Source organism: Nitrincola schmidtii (assembly GCF_008973715.1).
GTDB lineage: Bacteria > Pseudomonadota > Gammaproteobacteria > Pseudomonadales > Balneatricaceae > Nitrincola > Nitrincola schmidtii.
On the sequence record NZ_WBOL01000010.1, the window covers coordinates 76,053 to 98,462 of the forward strand.

25 protein-coding genes are annotated in these 22,410 nt (G+C 46.3%); 21 read left to right on the forward strand and 4 right to left on the reverse strand.

The window, feature by feature from the left end; translation table 11 throughout:
- The first annotated feature begins 25 nt into the window (after positions 1 to 25).
- A complete protein-coding gene (fghA, locus tag F7R24_RS10050) occupies positions 26 to 886 on the forward strand; it encodes an S-formylglutathione hydrolase (RefSeq protein WP_151671128.1) in 861 nt (286 codons plus the stop codon).
- Here fghA and F7R24_RS10055 read toward each other — a convergent pair.
- On the reverse strand, positions 883 to 2,055 hold the full coding sequence (locus tag F7R24_RS10055; RefSeq protein WP_151671129.1) for a GNAT family N-acetyltransferase: 1,173 nt from the start codon (positions 2,053 to 2,055) through the stop codon (positions 883 to 885). The genes fghA and F7R24_RS10055 overlap by 4 nt on opposite strands.
- A gap of 98 nt (positions 2,056 to 2,153) precedes the next feature.
- On the opposite strand from F7R24_RS10055, the gene F7R24_RS10060 reads away from it, so the two are divergent.
- Positions 2,154 to 2,609 carry an HIT domain-containing protein gene (locus F7R24_RS10060; RefSeq protein ID WP_151671130.1) on the forward strand — a complete coding sequence of 152 codons (456 nt, stop codon included), beginning with the start codon at positions 2,154 to 2,156 and terminating at the stop codon, positions 2,607 to 2,609.
- Here the strand turns inward: F7R24_RS10060 and F7R24_RS10065 are convergent.
- The gene (locus F7R24_RS10065; RefSeq protein ID WP_151671131.1) at positions 2,584 to 3,486 is read right to left on the reverse strand and encodes an alpha/beta hydrolase; all 903 of its coding nucleotides are present in this window, start codon (positions 3,484 to 3,486) and stop codon (positions 2,584 to 2,586) included. The two genes, F7R24_RS10060 and F7R24_RS10065, sit on opposite strands and share 26 nt — an antisense overlap.
- A gap of 139 nt (positions 3,487 to 3,625) precedes the next feature.
- Here F7R24_RS10065 and aspS point away from each other — a divergent pair, with 139 nt between their 5' ends.
- The 15 genes from aspS (at position 3,626) to nadA (ending at position 16,367) form a co-directional block, all read left to right on the forward strand.
- On the forward strand, positions 3,626 to 5,389 hold the full coding sequence (aspS, locus tag F7R24_RS10070) for an aspartate--tRNA ligase (protein ID WP_151671132.1): 1,764 nt from the start codon (positions 3,626 to 3,628) through the stop codon (positions 5,387 to 5,389).
- Positions 5,390 to 5,472: 83 nt separating this feature from the next.
- A complete protein-coding gene (locus F7R24_RS10075; protein ID WP_151671133.1) occupies positions 5,473 to 6,210 on the forward strand; it encodes a YebC/PmpR family DNA-binding transcriptional regulator in 738 nt (245 codons plus the stop codon).
- Positions 6,207 to 6,722, forward strand: coding sequence for a crossover junction endodeoxyribonuclease RuvC (gene ruvC, locus F7R24_RS10080; protein WP_151671134.1), 516 nt, complete (start codon positions 6,207 to 6,209; stop codon positions 6,720 to 6,722). The genes F7R24_RS10075 and ruvC overlap by 4 nt, the downstream gene beginning before the upstream one ends.
- The gene (locus F7R24_RS10085) at positions 6,713 to 7,438 is read left to right on the forward strand and encodes a trimeric intracellular cation channel family protein (RefSeq protein ID WP_240776077.1); all 726 of its coding nucleotides are present in this window, start codon (positions 6,713 to 6,715) and stop codon (positions 7,436 to 7,438) included. The genes ruvC and F7R24_RS10085 overlap by 10 nt, the downstream gene beginning before the upstream one ends.
- On the forward strand, positions 7,435 to 8,070 hold the full coding sequence (ruvA, locus tag F7R24_RS10090; RefSeq protein WP_151671135.1) for a Holliday junction branch migration protein RuvA: 636 nt from the start codon (positions 7,435 to 7,437) through the stop codon (positions 8,068 to 8,070). Before F7R24_RS10085 ends, ruvA begins: the two co-directional genes overlap by 4 nt.
- Before the next feature lie 52 nt (positions 8,071 to 8,122).
- On the forward strand, positions 8,123 to 9,136 hold the full coding sequence (ruvB, locus tag F7R24_RS10095; RefSeq protein WP_151671136.1) for a Holliday junction branch migration DNA helicase RuvB: 1,014 nt from the start codon (positions 8,123 to 8,125) through the stop codon (positions 9,134 to 9,136).
- 102 nt (positions 9,137 to 9,238) lie between these two features.
- Entirely contained in the window at positions 9,239 to 9,514 is a 276-nt protein-coding gene (locus tag F7R24_RS10100; RefSeq protein WP_151671137.1) for a TraR/DksA family transcriptional regulator, read from the forward strand.
- Between the two features lie 129 nt (positions 9,515 to 9,643).
- Complete coding sequence (gene tolQ, locus F7R24_RS10105; RefSeq protein ID WP_151671138.1) at positions 9,644 to 10,321, forward strand: protein TolQ; 678 nt, start codon at positions 9,644 to 9,646, stop codon at positions 10,319 to 10,321.
- Between the two features lie 15 nt (positions 10,322 to 10,336).
- On the forward strand, positions 10,337 to 10,753 hold the full coding sequence (tolR, locus tag F7R24_RS10110; RefSeq protein ID WP_151671139.1) for a protein TolR: 417 nt from the start codon (positions 10,337 to 10,339) through the stop codon (positions 10,751 to 10,753).
- 8 nt (positions 10,754 to 10,761) lie between these two features.
- Positions 10,762 to 11,817 (forward strand): cell envelope integrity protein TolA, encoded by a 1,056-nt coding sequence (gene tolA, locus F7R24_RS10115; protein ID WP_151671140.1) that lies wholly within the window; start codon positions 10,762 to 10,764, stop codon positions 11,815 to 11,817.
- A complete protein-coding gene (gene tolB, locus F7R24_RS10120; RefSeq protein WP_151671141.1) occupies positions 11,817 to 13,118 on the forward strand; it encodes a Tol-Pal system beta propeller repeat protein TolB in 1,302 nt (433 codons plus the stop codon). Before tolA ends, tolB begins: the two co-directional genes overlap by 1 nt.
- A gap of 52 nt (positions 13,119 to 13,170) precedes the next feature.
- On the forward strand, positions 13,171 to 13,686 hold the full coding sequence (pal, locus tag F7R24_RS10125) for a peptidoglycan-associated lipoprotein Pal (RefSeq protein WP_151671142.1): 516 nt from the start codon (positions 13,171 to 13,173) through the stop codon (positions 13,684 to 13,686).
- A gap of 7 nt (positions 13,687 to 13,693) precedes the next feature.
- Positions 13,694 to 14,509 (forward strand): tol-pal system protein YbgF, encoded by an 816-nt coding sequence (gene ybgF / locus F7R24_RS10130; RefSeq protein ID WP_151671143.1) that lies wholly within the window; start codon positions 13,694 to 13,696, stop codon positions 14,507 to 14,509.
- Between the two features lie 17 nt (positions 14,510 to 14,526).
- Positions 14,527 to 15,222, forward strand: coding sequence for a 7-cyano-7-deazaguanine synthase QueC (gene queC / locus F7R24_RS10135; RefSeq protein ID WP_151671144.1), 696 nt, complete (start codon positions 14,527 to 14,529; stop codon positions 15,220 to 15,222).
- A 101-nt stretch (positions 15,223 to 15,323) separates the two neighbouring features.
- Complete coding sequence (gene nadA / locus F7R24_RS10140) at positions 15,324 to 16,367, forward strand: quinolinate synthase NadA (protein ID WP_151671145.1); 1,044 nt, start codon at positions 15,324 to 15,326, stop codon at positions 16,365 to 16,367.
- Between the two features lie 55 nt (positions 16,368 to 16,422).
- Here the strand turns inward: nadA and F7R24_RS10145 are convergent, their stop codons facing one another.
- Positions 16,423 to 17,865, reverse strand: coding sequence for a M48 family metalloprotease (locus F7R24_RS10145; protein ID WP_240776078.1), 1,443 nt, complete (start codon positions 17,863 to 17,865; stop codon positions 16,423 to 16,425).
- Positions 17,866 to 17,997: 132 nt separating this feature from the next.
- On the opposite strand from F7R24_RS10145, the gene F7R24_RS10150 reads away from it, so the two are divergent.
- Positions 17,998 to 18,237 (forward strand): sulfurtransferase TusA family protein, encoded by a 240-nt coding sequence (locus F7R24_RS10150; RefSeq protein WP_151671147.1) that lies wholly within the window; start codon positions 17,998 to 18,000, stop codon positions 18,235 to 18,237.
- Between the two features lie 25 nt (positions 18,238 to 18,262).
- Entirely contained in the window at positions 18,263 to 19,357 is a 1,095-nt protein-coding gene (locus F7R24_RS10155; protein WP_151671148.1) for an AI-2E family transporter, read from the forward strand.
- A gap of 36 nt (positions 19,358 to 19,393) precedes the next feature.
- Here F7R24_RS10155 and F7R24_RS10160 read toward each other — a convergent pair whose 3' ends face one another.
- Positions 19,394 to 19,861, reverse strand: a complete 468-nt coding sequence (locus F7R24_RS10160; protein WP_151671149.1) for a peroxiredoxin — start codon at positions 19,859 to 19,861, stop codon at positions 19,394 to 19,396.
- A 186-nt stretch (positions 19,862 to 20,047) separates the two neighbouring features.
- Here F7R24_RS10160 and dapA point away from each other — a divergent pair, with 186 nt between their 5' ends.
- Positions 20,048 to 20,923 (forward strand): 4-hydroxy-tetrahydrodipicolinate synthase, encoded by an 876-nt coding sequence (gene dapA / locus F7R24_RS10165; protein ID WP_151671150.1) that lies wholly within the window; start codon positions 20,048 to 20,050, stop codon positions 20,921 to 20,923.
- A gap of 14 nt (positions 20,924 to 20,937) precedes the next feature.
- Positions 20,938 to 22,332: an outer membrane protein assembly factor BamC gene (gene bamC / locus F7R24_RS10170; RefSeq protein ID WP_151671151.1), complete on the forward strand. Its 1,395-nt coding sequence runs from the start codon at positions 20,938 to 20,940 to the stop codon at positions 22,330 to 22,332.
- Positions 22,333 to 22,410 lie beyond the last annotated feature (78 nt).

Consider the following 22,410-nt stretch of genomic DNA (forward strand, 5'->3'; position numbering starts at 1 on the left):
GGTCGCCTCGGTAACAGGAGTTAGCATGAACGAAAAGCTTGAATTATTAAGCCATGTACGTTGCTTTGAAGGTTGGCAAAACCAATATCAACATTACTCTTCTGCATTGAATTGTGATATGCAGTTTAGTGTCTATTTTCCTCCTTTGGCGGAAAAGCAAGCCGTTCCGGTTGTGTATTGGCTGTCAGGCTTAACCTGTACCGACCAAAACTTTTCTACTAAGTCAGGTGCTCAGCGAATCGCTTCAGCATTAGGTGTTGCATTAGTCATACCTGATACGAGTCCAAGGGGTGAGGGGGTGCCTGATGATCCAGAGGGTGCATATGATTTTGGTTTAAGTGCAGGCTTTTATGTCAATGCTACTGAAACGCCCTGGAAAGATCATTATCAGATGTATGATTACATCGTTGCAGAGCTGCCGACCTTGGTGAAAGCCAATTTACCCGTTGACCCCAATCAATGGTCAATTATGGGGCACTCCATGGGCGGTCATGGGGCTTTGATGATTGCGTTACGCAACCCTGAAATGTTCAAGTCAGTGAGTGCCTTCTCTCCGATTGTGAATCCATCAGACTGTCCTTGGGGGCAAAAAGCCTTCAGTCACTATTTGGGTAGTGATCTAGAGAGCTGGAAAATCTATGATACCGTGCAACTCGTTAAAGCAGGGCTTGTACCTCCGCCGATGTTGGTTGATCAGGGTACTGCAGATGTCTTTCTGGATGAGCAACTGAAAACTGAGGCATTAATCACGGCTTGCCAAGATCAAGAGTTGAGCGTGGAGATACGCTATCAACAAGACTACGATCATAGCTTTTATTTTATTATGACCTTCTTGGAAGAACATCTAGGCTTTCATGCTAAGCATTTGGGTATTCAAAGCGCTTAGTCACTTTCTTTATTCTTTGTCATTTCCTCTGTTTGCCGAAATGGCAAACCTTCACGCAACTCAAGTTGAAAACGCTTGAGTTGCGTGGCTTCCTCTTCGACAAACGACTTGACTGCCTGAGCGAATCCTAAGTCTTCGATATGATGAACTGACCAGGTTGGGATAGGCTCAAAGCCTCTGGCGATTTTATGCTCACCCTGAGCACCCGGATCAAAACGCTTTAGACCTTCCTGAATAGCGTACTCAATGCCTTGGTAGTAACAGGTTTCAAAATGGAGACTGTCATATTCTTTTGTAGAGCCCCAATAACGGCCATAGAGTGTTTGGCTGTCTTTAAAAAACAGTGATCCAGCAACAATCGACTCTTGGTGGCTGGCGAAGCAAAACATCAGTTGATGACCTAGTTCATGCCTGAGCTTTTCAAAAAAAGAACGGGTCAAGTAGCCGCGTCGACCGCGCTTTAAGTGCGTCATTTGATAAAAAATCCAGAAATGCTCTAGCTCCTCTTCGCTGACTTCGTTTCCGCTGACCCAATGATGCGTAATGCCTTGTTGAGCAATTTTTTGTCTTTCCTTGCGCAGGTTTTTGCGTTTACGTGAGTTGAAATGGCTTAAGTAGTGATCGAAATCTTGATAGTCACGGTTAAACCAATGGTATTGCAGTCCCATCCTAGTAGAGCACTGAGGCTGAGCGAGGAGTTCCGTAGCAGCTGCTTTCAACGAATCATTTAGGAAAAGGCCATGCCAGCTACTGGCTCCCATTTGTTCAGCGAGTTGGCGTATGCCGGCATAAAATAAACCAAGGGCTTCAGCTTCAGGAAGTCGTGTACCCATGCGCGGCCCTTGAGCCGGTGTATAGGGAATTGCAGTCACCAGTTTGGGATAATATTCCAATCCCTGTCGTGCCCAAGCATCCGCCCAACTCCAATCAAAGACATATTCACCATAGGAGTGATTCTTTATATAGAGTGGCATGACGCCAACCGTTTCCCCTTGGCGTACCAATGTCATGTGCATCGGTTGCCAACCTGTTTTAGCGGTGACGGAACCTGAGTCTTCCATGGCTTTCAAAAAAGCATGCTGAATGAAGGGATAGTCTGTATTGCACAGCTCATTCCATGTGCTTGCGGGTATCTTGTCTATACTGTCGCTAAAGCGTATTTGATACATGAGATGCCGTTTAGAATAAATTTAGAATCTGATTTAGTCATGTTATACGCTATTATCAGTCGATTCATATCATCAGGTTAGATCATAAGGAGCATTCAATGGATGAGCTAGAGTTAGAATTTAAACTACATCCTCAGCTTAAGGCAGATACCTGGGTGATCGGTGACTTTCCATTATGTCGATTGTTGATGATGAAAGATGCCAATTATCCATGGTTTATTTTGGTGCCTAGACGTGCCGGTGTGACGGAAATATATCATTTGTCAGCCAAAGAAAGGGCGCAAATGATCGAAGAGTCGGCAGAGCTTAGTGAAACGCTCGCAGATCTATTTATGGCACGTAAAATGAATGTGGCGGCGCTAGGAAATATGGTCCCCCAGCTTCATCTTCACCACATCGTTCGCTATGAAGATGATGTTGCTTGGCCGGGTCCCGTCTGGGGAGTGGCAGAAGCTAAACCCTATAGCGACGAGCAGGTGACGTCGATCTTTAAGAAACTTGATGTGTTGCTAGAAGGAGAGTTGGACTTTATTCTGGAGATTGATGCGCCCTAGCATAGGGTCTGATAGGAACAGCTTTGTGTAGAAACTGCACCAGTTCGTCACCATGCTCGACAATACTAGGTGTGAGGTCATGTCCACCTTCAAGAATTTTCAGTAAAACCTCATCTGTTTTGCTGACAAGGGTGTAAACATCGTTAATCGGAATGACCTCATCATCTTCTCCATGGACGACCAATAAAGGGCAGCGGATGCCGGTAATGGATTTGATCGGAGCAATATCATCGAATTGGTGACCAATTACTCGTTCGACATAACCCAAGACATACCAACCGAGCGGAAAAAAGGGGATACCTTTTTCGCTAAGCCAGCGCTTCATCATATCCGCAGGATGTGCAAAACTGGACAGGCTGACCACAGCGCTGATGTCATCACGGCGAGAGGCAGCAAGTAATGTCGCAGCGGCGCCCACCGAATGACCTAACAAGGCAATCTTTCCGTTAGGGTGTTGTGTCTTCAACCAAGCAATAGCGGCATCGATATCTTCCGCAAAGCGTGGCATCGAAGAGAAAGTATCTTCATCACTATTGCCATGGTTGCGAACATCGAAAAGCATCACGCTCCAACCGGCCTCCAGCAGTAAAGGGACTAAAGGCAATAACGCTGCTCTATTAGCCCCCCAGCCGTGAGTTAAAATAGCGTGTCGGTCGGTTTGTTGTCCCTGAATCCACCATCCTTCTAGGGTCAAATCGCCTTGGGTTGGAAATCGAATGGTTTGCGCCTGCACTTGATCGAGTTTAGGCAATTCAGTAATGGGAATGCGTGATGGGCTTAGTTGTTGATGCAGCCGTTGATGGAAAAGCCGAGTCACGACAAGGGTGGCAATCAGCGCGATAAACAAAAATCCGATGGCATAGAGCCAAAAATCCATATTCTTTCCTTTAAAAGACGATTTCCAAGCATGACAGAGTCGATATTATATTCAGCTTTAGCGCTGTCAGCGATGTTAAATTAGGGTATAATTTCGCGCTAATTTGCAATAACCGTGACGGAAACAGGAAAGAGATATCATGCGCAGCCATTATTGCGGCGATCTTCGTATAGAACATATCGGCCAAGAGATAACACTAACAGGGTGGGTACACCGTCGTCGAGATCATGGTGGAGTTATCTTCCTCGATGTCAGAGATCGTGAAGGTATCACTCAAGTGGTCTTCGATCCTGATCGTGAAGCCAGCTTTGCGTTAGCGGATAGTGTGCGTAACGAATACGTGATTGAAGTCAAAGGTCTTGTCCGTGCGCGTCCTGAAGGCACCGAAAACAAAGAGATGCCGACAGGATCTATTGAAGTGTTGGGCAAAGAGCTGGTTATCTTAAACAAGGCTGATACACCGCCATTCCAGCTCGATGATCATCAGCAGGTCGGTGAAGACGTTCGTCTACGTAACCGCTTTATTGATCTACGTCGTCCTGAGATTCAACGCAAATTACGTTTCCGTTCTAAAATCACGCATTACATTCGTAACTACTTAGAAGAAAACGGCTTCCTCGATATCGAAACACCGATATTGACGCGTGCAACCCCAGAAGGTGCGCGTGATTACTTGGTACCTAGCCGTACCCATGAAGGTCATTTCTTTGCACTGCCACAGTCACCTCAGTTGTTTAAACAGTTGTTGATGGTGTCAGGTTTCGACCGTTACTACCAAATTGCCAAATGTTTCCGTGATGAAGATTTACGTGCCGATCGTCAGCCTGAATTTACACAGATCGATATTGAAACCTCTTTTATGGATGAAGAGGCAATTATCGCAATCACTGAAAAAATGATTCGTGGGTTGTTCCAAGAGCAGCTGAACGTGGATCTCGGTGATTTCCCTCGCATGCCTTATTCTGAAGCGATGCAGCGTTACGGTTCGGATAAGCCCGATCTGCGTATTCCGATGGAACTTGTTGATGTGGCCGATTTAGTAGCGGGCGTTGACTTTAAAGTCTTTGCAGCCCCTGCCACGGATCCCAAAGGTCGTGTAGCGGCATTGAGAGTCCCGGGTGGTGCTGAATTAACCCGTAAGCAAATTGATGACTACACCAAGTTTGTCAGCATTTATGGTGCGAAAGGCTTGGCGTGGATCAAAGTTAACGCCCTTGAAACCGGTGCGGAAGGTCTTCAGTCACCCATCGTCAAGTTCTTGGGTGAAGACGTTGCCTTGCAGATTATGCAGCGTGTCGGTGCGCAGAATGGAGACCTGGTCTTCTTTGGTGCGGATAAAACCAAGATCGTTAACGAAGCACTGGGTGCGTTGCGTATCAAGGTCGGTGAAGATCTGAATATGCTTCAGTGTGAGTGGGCGCCTTTATGGGTGGTTGACTTCCCCATGTTTGAAGAAGATGGCAAAGGTGGCTTAACCGCATTGCATCATCCCTTCACGTCGCCCAACTGTTCACCAGAAGAGTTGATTGCTGAACCTGAAGGTAAGCTGTCACGTGCTTATGACATGGTATTAAACGGTACCGAGTTAGGTGGTGGTTCTGTCCGTATTCACGATCAAACCATGCAGCGTGCTGTCTTTAAGGTGCTGGGTATTACCGACGAAGAAGCCGAAGAGAAGTTTGGCTTCTTATTGAACGCATTACGTTATGGTGCGCCTCCGCACGGTGGTTTGGCCTTCGGTTTAGATCGCTTAGTCATGCTGATGACGGGATCTGCATCGATTCGTGAAGTGATTGCTTTCCCGAAAACCCAGAGTGCGGCGTGTTTGTTAACCGATGCACCGGGTGAAGTCAGTGCTGCTCAATTACGTGAGTTGAATATCAAACTGCGCAAAACACCTTAAGGGTATGCAGCACTACTGATAGAGAGTAGCAGAATGAACTTAGGGGCTTGCGAGCCCCTTCTTTGTTAGTGAGGTAAGGTGGTATGGCAGGTCATTCCAAGTGGGCCAATATTAAGCATCGCAAAGCAGGACAAGACGCTAAGCGGGGCAAGATTTTTACTAAACTGATTCGCGAGTTAACCGTCGCTGCTAAAGAGGGCGGCGGCAGTGTCGCTGATAATCCGCGTTTGCGTGCGGCGGTGGATAAAGCCCTCGGCGCTAATATGAAAAAAGACACTGTCGAAAAAGCGATTCAACGTGGTGTCGGTGGTAACGAAGCAGATAATTACGATGAGTTAACCTATGAGGGCTACGGTCCTAATGGTGTTGCGATTCTGGTTGAGTGCATGACCGATAACGTCAATCGTACCGTTTCACAGGTTCGGGCTGCGTTTAGTAAGCATGGTGGAAATCTAGGCACCAATGGCTCTGTATCCTATCTGTTTGATAAAAAAGGTCAGATAAGCTTCGACTCTGAAGTGGATGAAGATCAATTGATGGAAGTTGCCCTAGAGGCAGGTGCTGAAGATATTATCACCAACGACGATGGTTCGATGGATGTTTTCACTACCGTGTCAGAGTTTATGGATGTTAAGCAGGCGCTTTTGGATGCTGGCTTAGAACCTGTTCATGCGGAAGTTGGGATGATTCCATCTACCTCCGTGGATCTGGATCTTGAAGGTGGACAAAAAGCGTTAAAGCTTTTGGATGCGCTAGAAGATTTAGATGATACGCAAAACGTGTACCACAATGCCAATATTCCAGAAGAGGCGATGGAGTGATCTTTCTGGGTATTGATCCGGGTTCGCGCATTACCGGATATGGTGTGATCAATACAGTGAATGGTCATAATGAGTATGTCGCCAGTGGTTGTATTCGTATACGAGATGGCGAATTGGCTGAACGATTACAGCAGGTCTATGCTGGAGTGACCGAAATTATTGAGCGCTATATCCCGCAGGAATTTGCCATAGAGCAGGTGTTTATGGCACGTAACGCTGATTCTGCGCTTAAACTAGGTCAAGCCAGAGGGGTTGCTATTGTAGCCGCGGCCAATCAGTCACTGCCTGTTTACGAATATTCTGCGCGTAAGGTGAAGCAGTCAGTCGTGGGTTCTGGTGCTGCAGATAAAAGCCAAGTACAGCATATGGTCGCTCGATTATTAAAACTGCCGGGACTGCCGCAAGCCGATGCCGCAGATGCCTTGGCTATTGCACTATGCCACGCCCATGCACGCAGCAGTTTGATAAGTTTGGCGGGTCAACATTCGGGTAAAGGAGGTCGTTGGCGTTGATCTATCTTGATATTGAGCTTGAACGATTTGTTTACTTCGCTGACCTCTTTGGTATCGCTGTTTTTGCTATCACTGGCGTGTTGGCGGCACGAGGAAAGCAGATCGACTTATTTGGTGTGATGGTATTAGCCTTAGCGACCTCTCTAGGTGGCGGTACATTGCGAGATCTTGCACTGAACGCTCATCCGTTAATCTGGATCGCAGATCCTTTGTTGATCTGGACAGCGATTGGCGCTGCATTTATGACCTTTGTGTATTGTCGCTTCTTCAAGATGCCCAGACGAGCGATGCTGGTATTTGATGCGGCTGGTTTAGCATTGTTTGCCATTGCTGGCGCCGAAAAAGCGATGGCACTTGGATTTTCACCCTTAATTGCGGTGATTATGGGTATCAGCACCGGCTGTGCTGGCGGCGTTATTCGTGATGTATTGACGGGTAAAATTCCAGGGATTCTTCAGCACGACGAGTTTTATGCCACCTGCGCTCTGATCGGTGCTACCTTCTATGTCTTGATGCACGGTCATCTAGATCCAAACCTACTAGCGTTCACCTCAATGGCGATTATTTTTGTGGTAAGGTTGATAGCGATCTATACCGGTTTACGTCTTCCCGTCTTTGTCGTTGCAGGCATTGATAGGACGCCTCGGCGTGTTTTGGGTTTTCGGCAAAAGCGTTGGACAGTTCGTCACATTAAACAGGATAAAGAAAGTAAATGATCGGATATTTGCGTGGCCGCTTATTGGAAAAGCACCCTCCGTTTTTGATTCTAGACGTTGCTGGAGTAGGGTACGAAGTTGAAGCATCGATGAACACTTTCTACCGACTACCTGAGTTAGGCACTGAAGTCGCTATCTATACCCACATGGTTGTGAGGGAAGATGCTCAGCTTTTATATGGTTTTGTTGATCGTCAAGAGAGAAGTGTATTTCGCGAGTTGATCAAAACCAATGGTGTCGGTCCAAAGCTTGCATTAACTATCTTATCTGGCAGCAGTGTGGAATCCTTTGTTCGTTGTGTGGAACATGAAGATATCGCTACCCTTGTTAAGTTGCCAGGGGTGGGTCGAAAGACGGCGGAGCGGTTAATCATTGAAATGAAGGATCGACTGAAAAATCTGACCTCTATTCCTCGCGGCCTGCAGCAGTCGAGTCATTCATCCTTGCCCGCTATGGAGCCCATGATTCCTGTGGTTGATGAGAAACGTGAAGCCGAGACCGCACTGATCGCTCTAGGTTATAAGCCTGTTCAGGCATCTAAAGCGGTTGAAACAGTGTGTCGAACCTTGGCGAAAGATGCGAGTGCTGAAGAGATTATACGTCTCGCTTTACGTGGCATGATCAGTCAATAATAGTAGATAGCACCCTATTGATATAACCTGAGTCAACAATCTGAGTGGCCCCATGATAGAAGCGGATCGATTTATAACACCGATAGCGGCGAGTCCTGTTGAAGAGATACAGGATAGGACCGTGCGTCCTCAAACGCTTCAGGATTACGAAGGTCAACCGGTGGTGCGTGAGCAGATGGAAATTTTCATTCATGCGGCCCGTAAACGATCAGAGGCACTTGATCATACGTTGATTTTTGGCCCACCTGGGTTAGGGAAAACAACGCTGGCCAATATTATTGCCAACGAAATGGGTAGCCAGATTCGCACGACGTCAGGCCCAGTATTGGAAAAAGCCGGCGATGTGGCCGCCATGTTGACGAATCTTGAAGCGGGTGATGTTTTATTTATTGATGAGATACATCGACTGAGTCCTAATGTGGAAGAAATACTCTATCCAGCCATGGAGGATTATCAGCTGGATATCATGATCGGTGAAGGCCCTGCAGCCAGATCAATAAAGATTGACTTGCCACCTTTTACCTTGGTGGGAGCCACTACCCGTGCTGGCTTATTAACATCACCTTTACGAGATCGTTTCGGTATTGTTCAGCGCTTAGAGTTTTATTCTGTTGAAGATTTGACCAAGATCGTTAGTAGAGCCGCTCGTTTAACGGGGACTCCGATTGATCCTCAAGGTGCGCGTGAAATTGCACGACGTGCCCGTGGTACGCCACGTATTGCTAATCGCTTATTACGCCGTGCTCGCGACTATGCTGAAGTCAGAGGTAATGGGTCAATAACACTTGAAATAGCTGACTTAGCATTGAATATGCTCAACGTTGATGAGCGTGGATTCGATCATATGGACCGACGCATGCTGCTGGCAATGATTGAAAAGTTTGGTGGAGGCCCAGTCGGTGTTGATAGTTTGGCCGCAGCAATCAGTGAAGAGCGCGATACCATCGAAGATGTCTTAGAGCCCTATTTGATCCAGCAGGGCTACTTGATGCGCACCCCTAGGGGAAGAGTCGTCACTGATCACGCTTATGAACATTTTGGTATTAAAAAACCCGTTAGCGAATAAGGTCAGCATGATCTTGATCAAGGTTTAACAGCTTTGCCCTGATAATATTAACTTAAGTCTCAGTGCTTAATTAATACAGAAATTTAAAATAGGGTGGTTAAGGTGTTAGCTGTAGCTGAAGATCGATTTTTAAATGACTGTCGACGACAGTTAATAAAGTTGCATGAAACTCTGATGCAGGAGTTGACAGCAGCAAAAGGAAAAGAGGGTCGTCAAGCGGCTTTATTGGTTGAACTGCGTGCCTGTGATGAGGCGTTAAAACGCATTGATATAGGTAGCTTTGGTCGATGCCATCAATGTGGCGAAGCGATCGAGCTCAATCGCCTTAAAGCTGAACCAACGGTTACTTTATGCCTAAGCTGTAATATTGGTAATTAAAGACAGATTTATTCGATGAATCACAGAAAAATTTAAATAATTCTGCGAATTCTTCGTGCCTGCCTACTTGTATAAATTTACGCTACTGCTAGAGTGAGCGCCTGCCTCATACTAGGTTAGGAGTGTATTGTGCAAGAAAAGCTTTCTATATGGTCGTTAATCGTAGATGCCAGTTTGGTCGTGCAATTGATCATGCTCGCGCTGGTAATAACGTCATTTATTTCCTGGGTTATGATCTTTCAGCGTCGCTCCGCAATTCGAGCAGCACAGCGTTCAATGCGTGCATTTGAAGAGCGTTTTTGGTCAGGTGCTGACCTTGGACAACTCTATCGCGAAGTCAGTCAACACCCGAATGAAAACTGTGGCGCTGAAAATATATTTCGTGCTGGTTTAAAAGAGTTTACCCGTCTTACTCAGCAAGGAAAGGCTGACCCTGATGTCGTCATGAACGGTATTCAAAGGCGTATGCGTGTGGCTATGTCCCGAGAAGAGGAAAAGCTTGAAAAACATCTGCCTTTCTTAGCAACTGTTGGTTCTACTAGCCCGTATATGGGTCTGTTTGGAACAGTTTGGGGGATCATGAACTCCTTCCGAGGATTGGCAACTCAAACCACTGCAACCATTTCTGTTGTTGCGCCTGGTATCGCTGAGGCCTTAATTACCACCTCGATTGGTCTATTTGCCGCTATTCCTGCGGTTATTGCTTATAACCGTTTCACAGCCCAGTCAGAAACTTTATTAAGCAACTACGAAACCTTTGCGGATGAGTTTTCTAGTATTCTTTATCGTCGTCTGCATGCACTTTGAGGTTTTATAATGGAGATGGAGTGGCGTACGCGGAAAAAACGAAATCTGAATACGGAAATGAACGTCGTACCTTACATAGAGGTTATGGTGGTTCTATTAGTCATCTTTATGTTGACAACTCCGATGCTAACTCAAGGTGTCGATGTCGATTTGCCTCAAGCCAGTGCTGTTCCTGTTGATTCTGACGAGCAAGAGCCATTAATAGTGTCTGTCGATCGTGATGGTAACTTCTATATCAATGTCGGTGGTGATGATACGGTACCCGTCGAAGCTGACGTTATCATGAATCGTGTCAGCAGCGTTCTGAGCGAAAATCCTGACAAGTTGTTACTGGTTAGGGGTGACAAGAATGTATCTTATGAGCGTGTAGTTCAGCTGATGGTGCTTTTGCAGCAAGCAGGCGCTCCGAGTGTTGGCTTGGTGACTGAGTAGGGTCCGGCGTGGATAATTATCGCAGTTACGTATCGCCAGTCATTTTAGCAACACTGGTACATTTGGTGATGCTGTTGTTGCTGGCAGGCTATTGGTTTGATTTTAGAGAGCAAACTCGTGCACAGCCGCGTCATATGCAAGCACGCATGATTGACTTGAGTAATTTTCAGCCCGATCAAGCGGCTGCTCAACAAGCTGCAGAGCAGGCTCGTGCACAGCAACAAGCGCGAGAAGATGAACAGCGTCAACAAGCAGAAGCAGAACAACAGCGTCAAGCAGAACAACAGCGTCAAGCCGAACAGCAACGTCAAGCCGAGGCACAAAGACAAGCAGAAGCTCAGCAACAGGCAGAACAACAACGGCAAGCTGAGCAGCAGCGTCAAGCAGAACAACAACGTCAAGCGGAACAGCAGCGACGAGAACAGGAAGCAGAAGCGCAACGCCAGCGAGAATTAACGGCTCAGCGAGAAGCAGAGTCTAGACTCAGGGCAGAACAAGAGCGTCAGCAGCAACAAGAAGCTGAACGACTTGCTGCAGAGCAGCGTCGCGCAGAGGAACAAAAGCGTGCTGAAGAACAGAGGCGCGCAGAAGAACAGAAGCGTGTAGAAGAACAAAGGCGTGCTGAAGAACAACGCCGTGCGGAAGAACAAAAGCGTCAAGAAGAACAGCGCAGAGCTGAAGAGCAGCGACGTCAAGAAGCCGAGCGCCGTGCTCAAGAAGAAGCAAGGGCTGCCGCACAAGCTGCTGCTCAAGCTGCCGCTGAGGCCGCTATTGGAGATATAGGATCTTACATACAAGCGATAGTAAGCCGAAATTGGAATATTCCAGCAACGGCAAGATCGGGTATGTCTGCAACGGTTGAGTTACAGTTAACACCTGCAGGTGATATTGTTGACGTAAGAATCGTTCGTAGCAGTGGCGATTTAGCGTTTGATCGATCAGTTGAACAGGCGGTTCGTCGAACTGAACGGCTACCAAGAGTGTCAGAAGTAGATCCGATGCTCTTTGAAAGGCGTCTTAGAAGAATGCAGATTGTTTTCACACCGGAAGGGTTGAGATGGTAATGAACAAGTTAAAATGCTTAGTCTTTGCAGTAGTGATGTTATTCAGCGCTGGGTTAATGGCTCAGCAACTCGTTGTTGAAGTGACTCAGGGCGTTGATAGCCCTGTCCCTGTTGCTGTGGTTCCTTTTGGTTGGAGCGGTGATTCAGCATTGACTGAAGACGTTGCTGCTATTGTCAGCCAAAATTTGGCCCGAAGTGGCTTTTTCAGATCCATGAATCGTCAAAATATGCTGAGCTTCCCTAATCAGGAAGATCAAGTATTTTTTAGAGATTGGCGAATGGTTAACCAAGATTACTTGGTGATTGGTAGTATGCAGCCATTGTCGGCTGATGAAGTAAGAGTCACCTTTGAGTTATATGACGTACTTAAAGAACAGAAAATGCTGACGCGTGAAGTCTCGGCAGGTCGCAATAACTTGAGAGATGCTGCGCATTTTATATCGGATGTGATTTTTGAAGAGATCACCGGTATTAAAGGTGCTTTCTCTACGCGTATCGTCTATGTCACCGCTGATCGTGGACAGGGCACTAATCAACGTTTCCGCCTGCACATGGCAGATTGGGACGGCGAACGTGCTAGAACTATTTTGGAATCAAATGAACCTATTTTATCACCCGCTTGGTCGTTTGATGGTTCGAAATTAGCTTATGTGTCTTTCGAAACGAGTCGACCTGTTGTCTATATTCAGCATTTGGCCACTGGGCAGCGTGAGCAGATTCAATCTTTCCCGGGTTTGAATGGGGCACCTGCTTGGTCACCTGATGGAAATCGTCTGGCTGTGGTGCTGTCAAAAGATGGAAATCCAGAGATTTATGTATTAGATTTGCGCTCTCGTGACTTGCAGCGCATGACACAGAATTCTGCCATTGATACCGAGCCGTTTTGGGCTCCAGATGGTAGATCTTTATTCTTCACCTCTGACCGTGGTGGTTCACCACAGATCTATCGGATGGATCTGGCCTCACGGGCAGTGGAACGTGTTACGTTTGAGGGCAGTTACAATGCTCGTGGACGTCTCACGCAAGATGGGCGATTCTTAACCATGGTTCACCGTGGCAGTTCGCGCCGATTCCAGATAGCTGTTCAGGATCTTAAGAGCGGTCGTGTGGATATTTTAACCAATAGCGATTACGATGAGTCACCAAGCATTGCACCTAACGGAAGTATTGTAATGTACGCAACCCAAGAAGCTGGACGAGGTATCCTTGCAGCCGTGTCTCTTGATGGGCGTATTCGTTTCAATATGCCTGTCCCTCAGGGAGATGTTCGTGAACCGGCGTGGTCGCCTTTCTTGAAATAGTTTGTATCAACCTTATAGTGTTTGCTGACAATGGTCAGTAATGGAGAAAAAAATGCGTTCAGTTCATTTCACAAAAGCTTTGGCTCTAGCGGCTGTTATGGCTATTGCTGCGGGTTGTAGTTCATCAGGCAGTAAAGGCGATTCTGGTGCCCTGACTGATACTGTGGGTGCTAGTTCTATCGGTGCTGGTTCTACTGGTGGCGTAACTCCTGGTAGCTGGGAAGAAGTTCAGCAGTTAAGAAATGTTTTCTTATTCGAATTCGACCGCGCAGTGGTTCGTCCAGAGTTTCTTCCTGATCTGGAAAAACACGCACGTTTCCTAGCTAACAACCCATCTGCTCGTGTTCGTTTGGATGGTCATACCGATGAGCGTGGTACGCGTGAATACAACATGGCTCTAGGCGAGCGTCGTGCTCAAGCCGTTGAGCGTGTATTAATGGTTAACGGTGCTAACTCTGGCCAAATCGAATCCGTAAGCTACGGTGAAGAGCGTCCAGCCGTTGTTGGTAATCATGAAGGTGCATGGTCTCAGAACCGTCGCGTTGAACTGAGATACCTGAGCCGTTAATTGCCAAATGAAAATAACAGCGCTGAAATACATATTAGCGGGTTGTTTAGGCACTGTGCTGACTCTGTCAGCACAGTTGCATGCGCAAGTTCCCGTTATCGAAGTTAGAAGTGGTGATCAAGGGTTGGGGCAATCGTCTCAATCGATAGGTGCCTCTAGTCAAAGTGAATTGATACTTCTAGTGCTGAGTTTGCAAGAAGAAGTCCGCTCTTTGCGTGGTGATTTAGAAACCGCTCAGAATAGACTCAATAGAATTGAAGCAGACGTCGTAGATCGATATCGAGATGTTGATCGTCGTCTAAGTGTGTTGATGCAAGCTGCGATGGAGTCAGATTCATTGCCACCCTTGTCTGGACCTTCTGATTTAGCTCCAGCTAACACAGCATTACAAGAGCCTAGTGCTCCGTCCTCCTCTTCTGCACCATCGGTAGCTGCAGAACCCGCCTCTGCCAATGATCAAAATGCTTATGATGAGGCCTTTGCCTTGGTCAGAGCCAGAGATTTTGATGCAGCCATAGACGCCTTTGAAAACTTTGTTGTTCGTTTTCCAGAACATGCCAATACGGCAAATGGTTATTATTGGTTAGGAGAGTTGCATCTAGCAAAAGAGTCTCCAGACCAGGCGAGAGTGGCATTTGAGACCGTCCTAGATCGTTTTCCAAGTCACCATAAAGTTCCTGACACACTGTATAAGTTAGGGGTGACCTTCTCACGTTTGGGTGAGCATGAACGTTCTAGACATATGATGCAGCGTGTTATTAATGAGTTTCCACAAAGTACGGCAGCAACCTTGGCTCAAAGCTTTAGACCCGTAGGAACCTAACTGGGAATTAGAATTCAATGAATAGTGGTAAACGGGCAGTGGTTTTACTGTCCGGTGGTTTAGATTCTGCAACCGTATTAGCGATGGCCAAAGCCGAAGGGTACGACTGTTTTGTATTAAGTTTCGATTACGGACAGCGTTCGCTAACTGAGCTGAATGCGGCTAAGGCAGTCGCGCAAGAGCTTGGTGTGGTCGAGCATCGTGTGTTGAGGCTTAACCTTGAAGACTTTGGTGGTTCTGCATTAACCGATCACAGTCTGAGTATGCCTGAAGGCGATACTGAAGATGCTCCCGAAGAAGGCATACCCTTGACCTATGTGCCCGCAAGAAACACAGTATTTCTATCCTTGGCGCTAGGCTGGGCAGAAGTCCTGGATGCAGCCGCTATCTTTATTGGCGTTAATTCGGTTGATTACTCTGGTTATCCTGATTGTCGTCCTGAATTTATCAAGGCCTTTGAGACGATGGCTGCATTAGCCACGCGTCAAGGAGTGGAAGGCGCCCCCATCCGTATAGAAACACCTCTAATTGATCTCACTAAGGCTGAAATTATTCAGGCAGGTGTGCGTTTGGGATTAGATTACAGTAAAACGGTATCATGCTATCAAGCTGACGATGACGGTCGTGCTTGCGGTCGTTGCGATAGTTGTCGGCTTCGTGCGGTTGGTTTTAAGCAAGCGGGCATACCTGATCCGACACGCTATCAAGGCTGATTTTTGTTCATTTTAGCCTTTTTCACTATGGTATACTGGTTTTTTCCTACTAGTGAATTCTGCTGGTAGATCTCTAATAAATTCGGAGCTCAGAACGATTCATGTTATCGACACGAGAGTTGGCTGATCGTATTTTAGTGCAGGAGCATTTTGCTCAAGAACACTTACCCGGCGCGTTAACGCATCAGCAGCAGGCTGAGTTAACACAAGAGATTCTTGATCTCATCAAGCAAAAAGATGCTTGTCTTGTCGCACATTATTACACTGACCCCGTCATTCAAGCCTTAGCTGAGAAAAGCGGCGGTTGTGTTGCGGATTCATTAGAGATGGCACGTTTTGGTAGTCAGCATCCTGCTTCGACTTTGTTAGTTGCAGGTGTTCGCTTTATGGGTGAAACGGCAAAGATACTTAGCCCAGAAAAGCGAATTTTGATGCCAACACTCGAAGCCACCTGTTCTTTGGATTTAGGCTGTCCTATCGATGAGTTCTCTGCTTTCTGTGATCAATATCCAGACCATGAGGTTGTCGTCTACGCGAATACCTCTGCAGCGGTTAAAGCTAGAGCAGACTGGGTCGTTACCTCTAGCATTGCGCTAAAGGTTGTCGAGCATCTTCATGATCAAGGCAAGAAAATTATTTGGGCGCCAGATAAGCATCTAGGTGACTATGTTCGTCAGAAAACCGGTGCCGAGATGTTGCTTTGGGACGGTGCTTGCATCGTGCACGAAGAGTTTAAAGCTAAGGGCCTGATGGATCTCAAGAAAGTTTATCCGGAAGCGGCAATTCTTGTTCATCCTGAGTCTCCAGAAGCAGTGGTGGAGTTAGCCGATGTTGTGGGTTCTACCAGTCAATTGATCAATGCTGCGGCAACCTTACCCAATCCGATGTTTATTGTCGCAACGGATAGAGGCATTTTTTATAAAATGCAGCAAGCGGCGCCAGGTAAAGTGCTGATAGAGGCGCCAACAGGTGGAACAGGTGCTACCTGCCGAAGCTGTGCTCATTGCCCTTGGATGGCCATGAATGGTTTAGAAAACCTGCGTGATGTGTTGATCAATCATGATCAGGAAATTTTTGTTTCAGAGCACTTAATCGAGCGTGCTAGAAAACCTCTGCAGCGGATGTTGGATTTTCCACTCAAGTAATAGTTATACAAACTAGCTAAATCGCTAGTTTGTATAACAAAACGATACGATTGCTTTAGAAATCTTCTTTCAGCTGGCGGCGGATCTCGATCGTTTCTGCTTCCAGCTGTTCCAGTCTTGCAAGGTCGGCGGGCTGTAAATTACGTTCCCTTTTTGCAAAGGTGACTTGTTGCATAGCACTGTCGATATTGCCAGTGAGTAAAAAGTACTCAATTCTGGCTTCGTGAACTCCGGTAATATTACCTGCTAATCCCTCGGCTTCTGCTAACTGATACCAGCTGTCCACATCGGTTGGAAAGCTTTGTAAAATGCTACGGAAAACAGGCACTGCATGGGCAGGTTTGCCTGATTGATACAACACGGCTGCATGAACTTTCATCACTGGATAGCTGCCAGGATAAAGTGACATCATGCGTTCAGAATGCTGCTGTGCTGTGGTGAAGTCTTGTTCAGCCAGTAATAGTTCAATTTCAGATAGCTGTACATAAAGATGCTGACGCCAAACGTTAGGCAGCTGTTCTAGCGCGTTTCTAGCCAAGCTTAATTCATTGGTACGTATTGCAGACAATAAAACCCCGTAATGTCCTTTAGCAGCGTTATGATCACGGCTTTCCGCTAGAAATCTTTGCAACGATTCCCCCGGTTGGTTGCTTAAGTGCACCTCCATGCGTGTTTTAATAAGATCAAAATCTATCGAGGCAGGTCTAAGTGTGACTGGTGGTAAAGCTTCAGCTCGGTTAAGTGAGTCGGCAATACGAGATTCGGTAACAGGGTGGGTCAGTAAAAACTCTGGTGGTCGTTGACCATAGAAACGATAGCTGCGTTGAAGCCTAGAAAACATCTGTGGCATTGCGCGTGGATCACGATTGGCCGCAACTAAGGTTTGCATGCCGATTCGGTCCGCTTCTTCTTCATTACGTCGACTAAAATTGAGTTGTGACTGAGCTTGAGCTCCAATGGTGCCCGTTAATGCAGCGGCACCACCTTCTGGGCTGGCCGATGCGATTAAAATACTGGCCAATACACCCGCCAGCACCATAGGGCGATTTCGGCGCTCTTCTTCTATGCGTTGTGCGTAGTGACGTTGGCTTAAGTGAGCAATTTCATGTGCCAGTACTGATGCCAGTTCGTCTTCAGATCCGGCTGCAACAATCAATCCGCTATGAACGCCAATAATGCCTCCGGGTACCGCAAACGCATTAAAGGTTGGGTTATCAACCACGATCAGTTCTAGACGTCGATCTGACAGCTCGCTGTGAGGGACAAGATCCCAGAGTAATTCATCGATATAGTGAAAAGTGAGCGGGTCATTCAGTAAAGGAGCTCTGCCACGCAAAATCCTCGCCCAGTTTCGGCCTAATTGGTATTCCGTTGAGGCAGATGCTGTCAGTGAAGGATTCGCCAGTGTTGGCAAGTTGGTGGAGGCTTGACTGGGTTGCGCAATAGCAAGCCCGATTGTCGGAATACTAATCAGAAGCCCCAAAAGGAAATTTTTCAAATCTTGTAGCCTATAGTTCATCAAAGTTTAGTTGTAATAGCCTGTCCAGCACTTTAATCTAAGCGGATTATTGCCGTCTAGTACGCTAACCATCATCAGTTAACACACAGTGCTTTTATTTTTGAGGTATATATGTCTAGTTTACCAGAGCCAGATCAACTCTTAGATGCATCCGGATTGAACTGTCCTCTACCTTTATTAAAAGCTAAACAGGCATTAAATCGTATGCAGCCGAGCGAACTGTTGAAAGTGATTGCAACCGATGCTGGCTCAGTCCGCGATTTCAAAGCTTTTACTGATCAGTCAGACCATAGTTTGTTAGAGTCGTTCACCGAAGACGATCTTTATATCTACCTTATTCGTCGCGGTTAATATTTTTACATAGGTTTGGGGCTGCATGTTTAAAATTATTAGTAAATGGATCCATCGTTATTTTTCTGACGAAGAAGCATTACTGCTTTTTGTGCTGTTGGCTGCATCATTAATTATTATTTTAACGGTGGGTAAAGCTTTAGCTCCGGTATTCTTCAGTATTATTTTGGCATTTTTAATGCAAGGTGCCGTTCAGCGTTGCTCTAACTATATGCCTCATAAAGTTGCGGTGTTACTTGTGTTTAGCAGCTTTATGGCGGCTTTTTTAGCGTTTATGCTGCTCGTTCTTCCTCAAGTCTGGCGACAGTTGCTGACATTATTAAATGAAGCGCCGCGTATCGTGACTGAAATTCAGAAATCACTACTGTTTTTGCCTGAACGCTACCCTGAATTGGTCACTGAAGAACAGATTCGACAGTTAAGTTCTGTTGCGGCTGCTGAAATCGGTCGAGCCTGGCAATGGGCGTTAACTTTCTCGTTACATTCCATTACCAATATTGTTGCGTTACTGATTTATCTTATTTTGGTGCCGATTCTGGTTTTCTTTTTTATGAAGGATGGCAACTATTTGGCTGGAAGTTTAACCACCTACTTACCCGAAAAGCGTGATCTGATGCGCCGAGTCTGGACAGAGATGGATGCACAAATTGCTAACTATATTCGTGGCAAAGTGATCGAAATTTTAATCGTAGGCGCCGTATCTTATGTCGTCTTTGTATTCTTCGGCCTGAATTACGCGGCATTATTAGCCGTGATGGTCGGTTTGTCGGTGGTGATTCCCTACATTGGTGCTGCAGTGGTGACCTTGCCAGTTGCGGGTGTCGCGTTTTTCCAGTGGGGGTGGGGAAGTGAATTTCTGACGCTAATGATCGCTTACTTTGTCATTCAGGCACTTGACGGAAACGTGTTGGTACCTATTCTTTTCTCTGAAGCGGTTAATCTGCATCCTGTATCGATCATCGTCGCAGTGTTGTTATTTGGCAGTATGTGGGGAGTATTAGGGGTGTTTTTTGCGATACCTCTGGCGACTTTGGTTAAGTCCATTGTCAATGCATGGCCAGCAGCGCTTGAACATGCATCAGAAAAGTCTCACGGACCACCAGAAGAGCAGGAGTCTTGATTGACTCCGTTCTTCTGAACAAAGTAATGATTGAAATTAAAGCTGCTTTACACTCTCAAGAACCGCTTCAGCATGACCTTTGACCTTTACTGAACGCCATTCTTTGCGAAGAACGCCTTCTTTATCGATCAAAAAGGTACTTCGATCAATTCCTAAATATTCTTTACCATAGAGTTTTTTGAGTTTAATAACGTCAAATAGCTTGCAGAGTTCCTCATCAGGATCGCTGATCAGTTGGAAAGGAAACGATTGTTTAGTGCGAAAGTTTTCATGGCTACGAAGACTATCGCGCGAAACACCGAAGATTTCCGTATCTAAAGCTTGAAATTCAGCGTAGAGATCGCGAAAGTCTTGGCCTTCCGTGGTGCAGCCTGGTGTGCTGTCTTTAGGATAAAAGTAGATCACCACATTGCGACCTTTTAACTCACTCAAGCTTACTTGCATATCACTGGTGGCTAAGGCCTTAAAATCAGTGATGGGTTGGTCGATTATTGGCGCTTGCATTATGGGCTCCTAAAAAAGTCTATTGAAAAACGTATCTACCACTACGCTAAAGGGGGGTACTTCGTTTAGAATGTTGGGTCATTCGAATACGATAACGATAGCAGAAGTGGTTCAGTAGGTTAACCTTGCTTTTTACAGTTGCGGTGTTGAGTATCGCGGCATCGCCTGAATAATATGGAGAACACAATGATTTGCGGCAGTTTGGTAGCGTTGGTCACCCCTATGACCCTAAATGGAGATATCGACTGGGAGGCGTTGAAGCGTTTAGTTGAATTCCATGTCGAAAAGGGAACTGCCTCCATTGTGGCCGTGGGTACAACAGGTGAGTCAGCAACCTTAGATTGTGATGAGCACACTGAAGCCATTCGATTTGTGGTAGATCAAGTGAATGGGCGCATTCCTGTGATCGCGGGTACGGGTGCAAATTCTACCCGTGAGGCGATTGAGCTAACTCGTGCTGCAAAATCCGTGGGTGCTGATGCCAGCCTTTTAGTGACGCCTTACTACAACAAACCCACTCAAGAAGGTTTGTATCAGCATTACTGCAAAATTGCTGAAGCTGTCGATATCCCGCAAATCCTTTATAATGTTCCTGGTCGAACAGCATGCGATATGTTGCCGGAAACAGTACTAAGATTGATGTCAGTAACGAATATCGTTGGCATTAAGGAAGCAACGGGTAATTTAGAGCGCGCTCGTCAATTAATTGAAGCCACGCCCGATGACTTTGCTGTTTACTCCGGTGATGATGCTACCGCCATTGAACTGATATTATTAGGTGGTCAGGGTAATATCTCGGTAACCGCTAACGTCGCTCCAGCCGAAATGGCTGAGCTTTGCCGTCTAGGCTTGGCTGGAGAAGCAGAAGCAGCACGTGCTTTACAACAACGTTTAATGCCTCTGCATACAACACTGTTTGTTGAAGCTAACCCGATACCGGTAAAATGGGCCTTAGCAGAAATGGGTTTGATGCAACAGGGTATACGTTTGCCGTTAACACAACTTTCTACACAATATCATGACCTTGTCCGTCAGGCTCTTAAAGACAGTGGAATTGCATGATTACAGGTGCTCATATGAACAGGATTCCTTTACTAGTGCCAACCCTTGTGGTGTTGGCCTTGTCTCTCACAGGTTGTGGCTCGATTAAAAATCCTGTTTATGGAGAACATGGTTTAATTCGTGACCGTAGTCAGGATTATGCTCTGGCTGAATCAGGTCAGCGTTTAGTGATTCCTGAAAATATTCAAGCTCGCGAAACGCGTGATCTACTGGTGGTCCCTCAGGTAGAGATGACGGCTAGTCGTTCAACAGGGCGTTTTCAAGTGCCTAGACCTGAGTTCTTCTACGCAGATCCAACTTCGGATTCTGTTAATCTAGCAAGACTTGAGGGTGAGCGAGTTATCTTCGTTGATGAGCCGATTGCCGACGTATGGAACAAAACACTGGATTTTTGGAATTATCATAATGTGCGTATTGCACGTACCGATCCACGTCAGGGCATCATAGAAACCGATTGGATTCGCACCGATGGCCGTGACTATGGTTTTGTTGATCGTTGGATTAAACGCTTAACCTTAACCCCTATGGAGGGGCCTGCTGACAATAAACTGCAGGTTTTGGTGAGACCTGATCCTGACAACTACGATAGAACCTCTATCCGTATGCGTCATGTGCAGTTTGCCGCAGGGCAACAACCCGAACAGATTGAGTGGGATGGTTTCCAAAACGATATCGCTTATCAAAGTGATATGATGTTTGAGTTACTTAGATACCTCAGCCGTTCTACGGCACCGACAACCGCCAATACACTCTTGGCGATGCAGCAGCAGGGTCAAACAAGTCAGCTCGGACGTGATGCTCGTGGAAATCCAGCGCTTAGAATCAATACCTCACCTGATCAAGCATGGAATATGGTTGCACAGGCTATCGTTGATGCCGATCTAGATTTAGGCTCACAAGATCAAGGTCTGGGTAAGTTTTACATGACTTACACCACCACAACGCCATTTGATGACACGCGTAAAATGGGGTTCTTTGAATGGTTACATTCTGATCGTGGTGAGATTAAGTTAGATACTGGCTTTATATCTTCAGCACTTGGTTTTGGTGATTCTTCCGAACAAGATGCAATTTCTTACTCCTCCAGAGGCGCGAGAACATCCGCTGAGTTAGCTGGTGATGAGGATATTGCTAACGATCTTAACGATCCAAATAATCCTGCTAACCAACCTGGTTATAAAATCTGGTTAGGTGGAAGAGTTATTTTCGTCTTTGGCGGAGGACGTTCAGGTGTACTGAATACCGATACGGGTCAGTATGAACATGTAGGGCGTTACCAAGTCGTTTTGAATCGTACCCGAACAGGTGTGATTGTGACGGTATTAACTGATGAAGAGATCGAAGCGCCTGCAGTGGTTGCAGAAGAAATTCTTTGGCAGATAAGAGATCGGCTACCTCAGGTTCTATAAGCCCTTCGTTTGAATGAGTCTTGAACCTCTTAATTTTGTTTAGATCATAATAACGCCCAATCACTGGGCGTTGTTTAT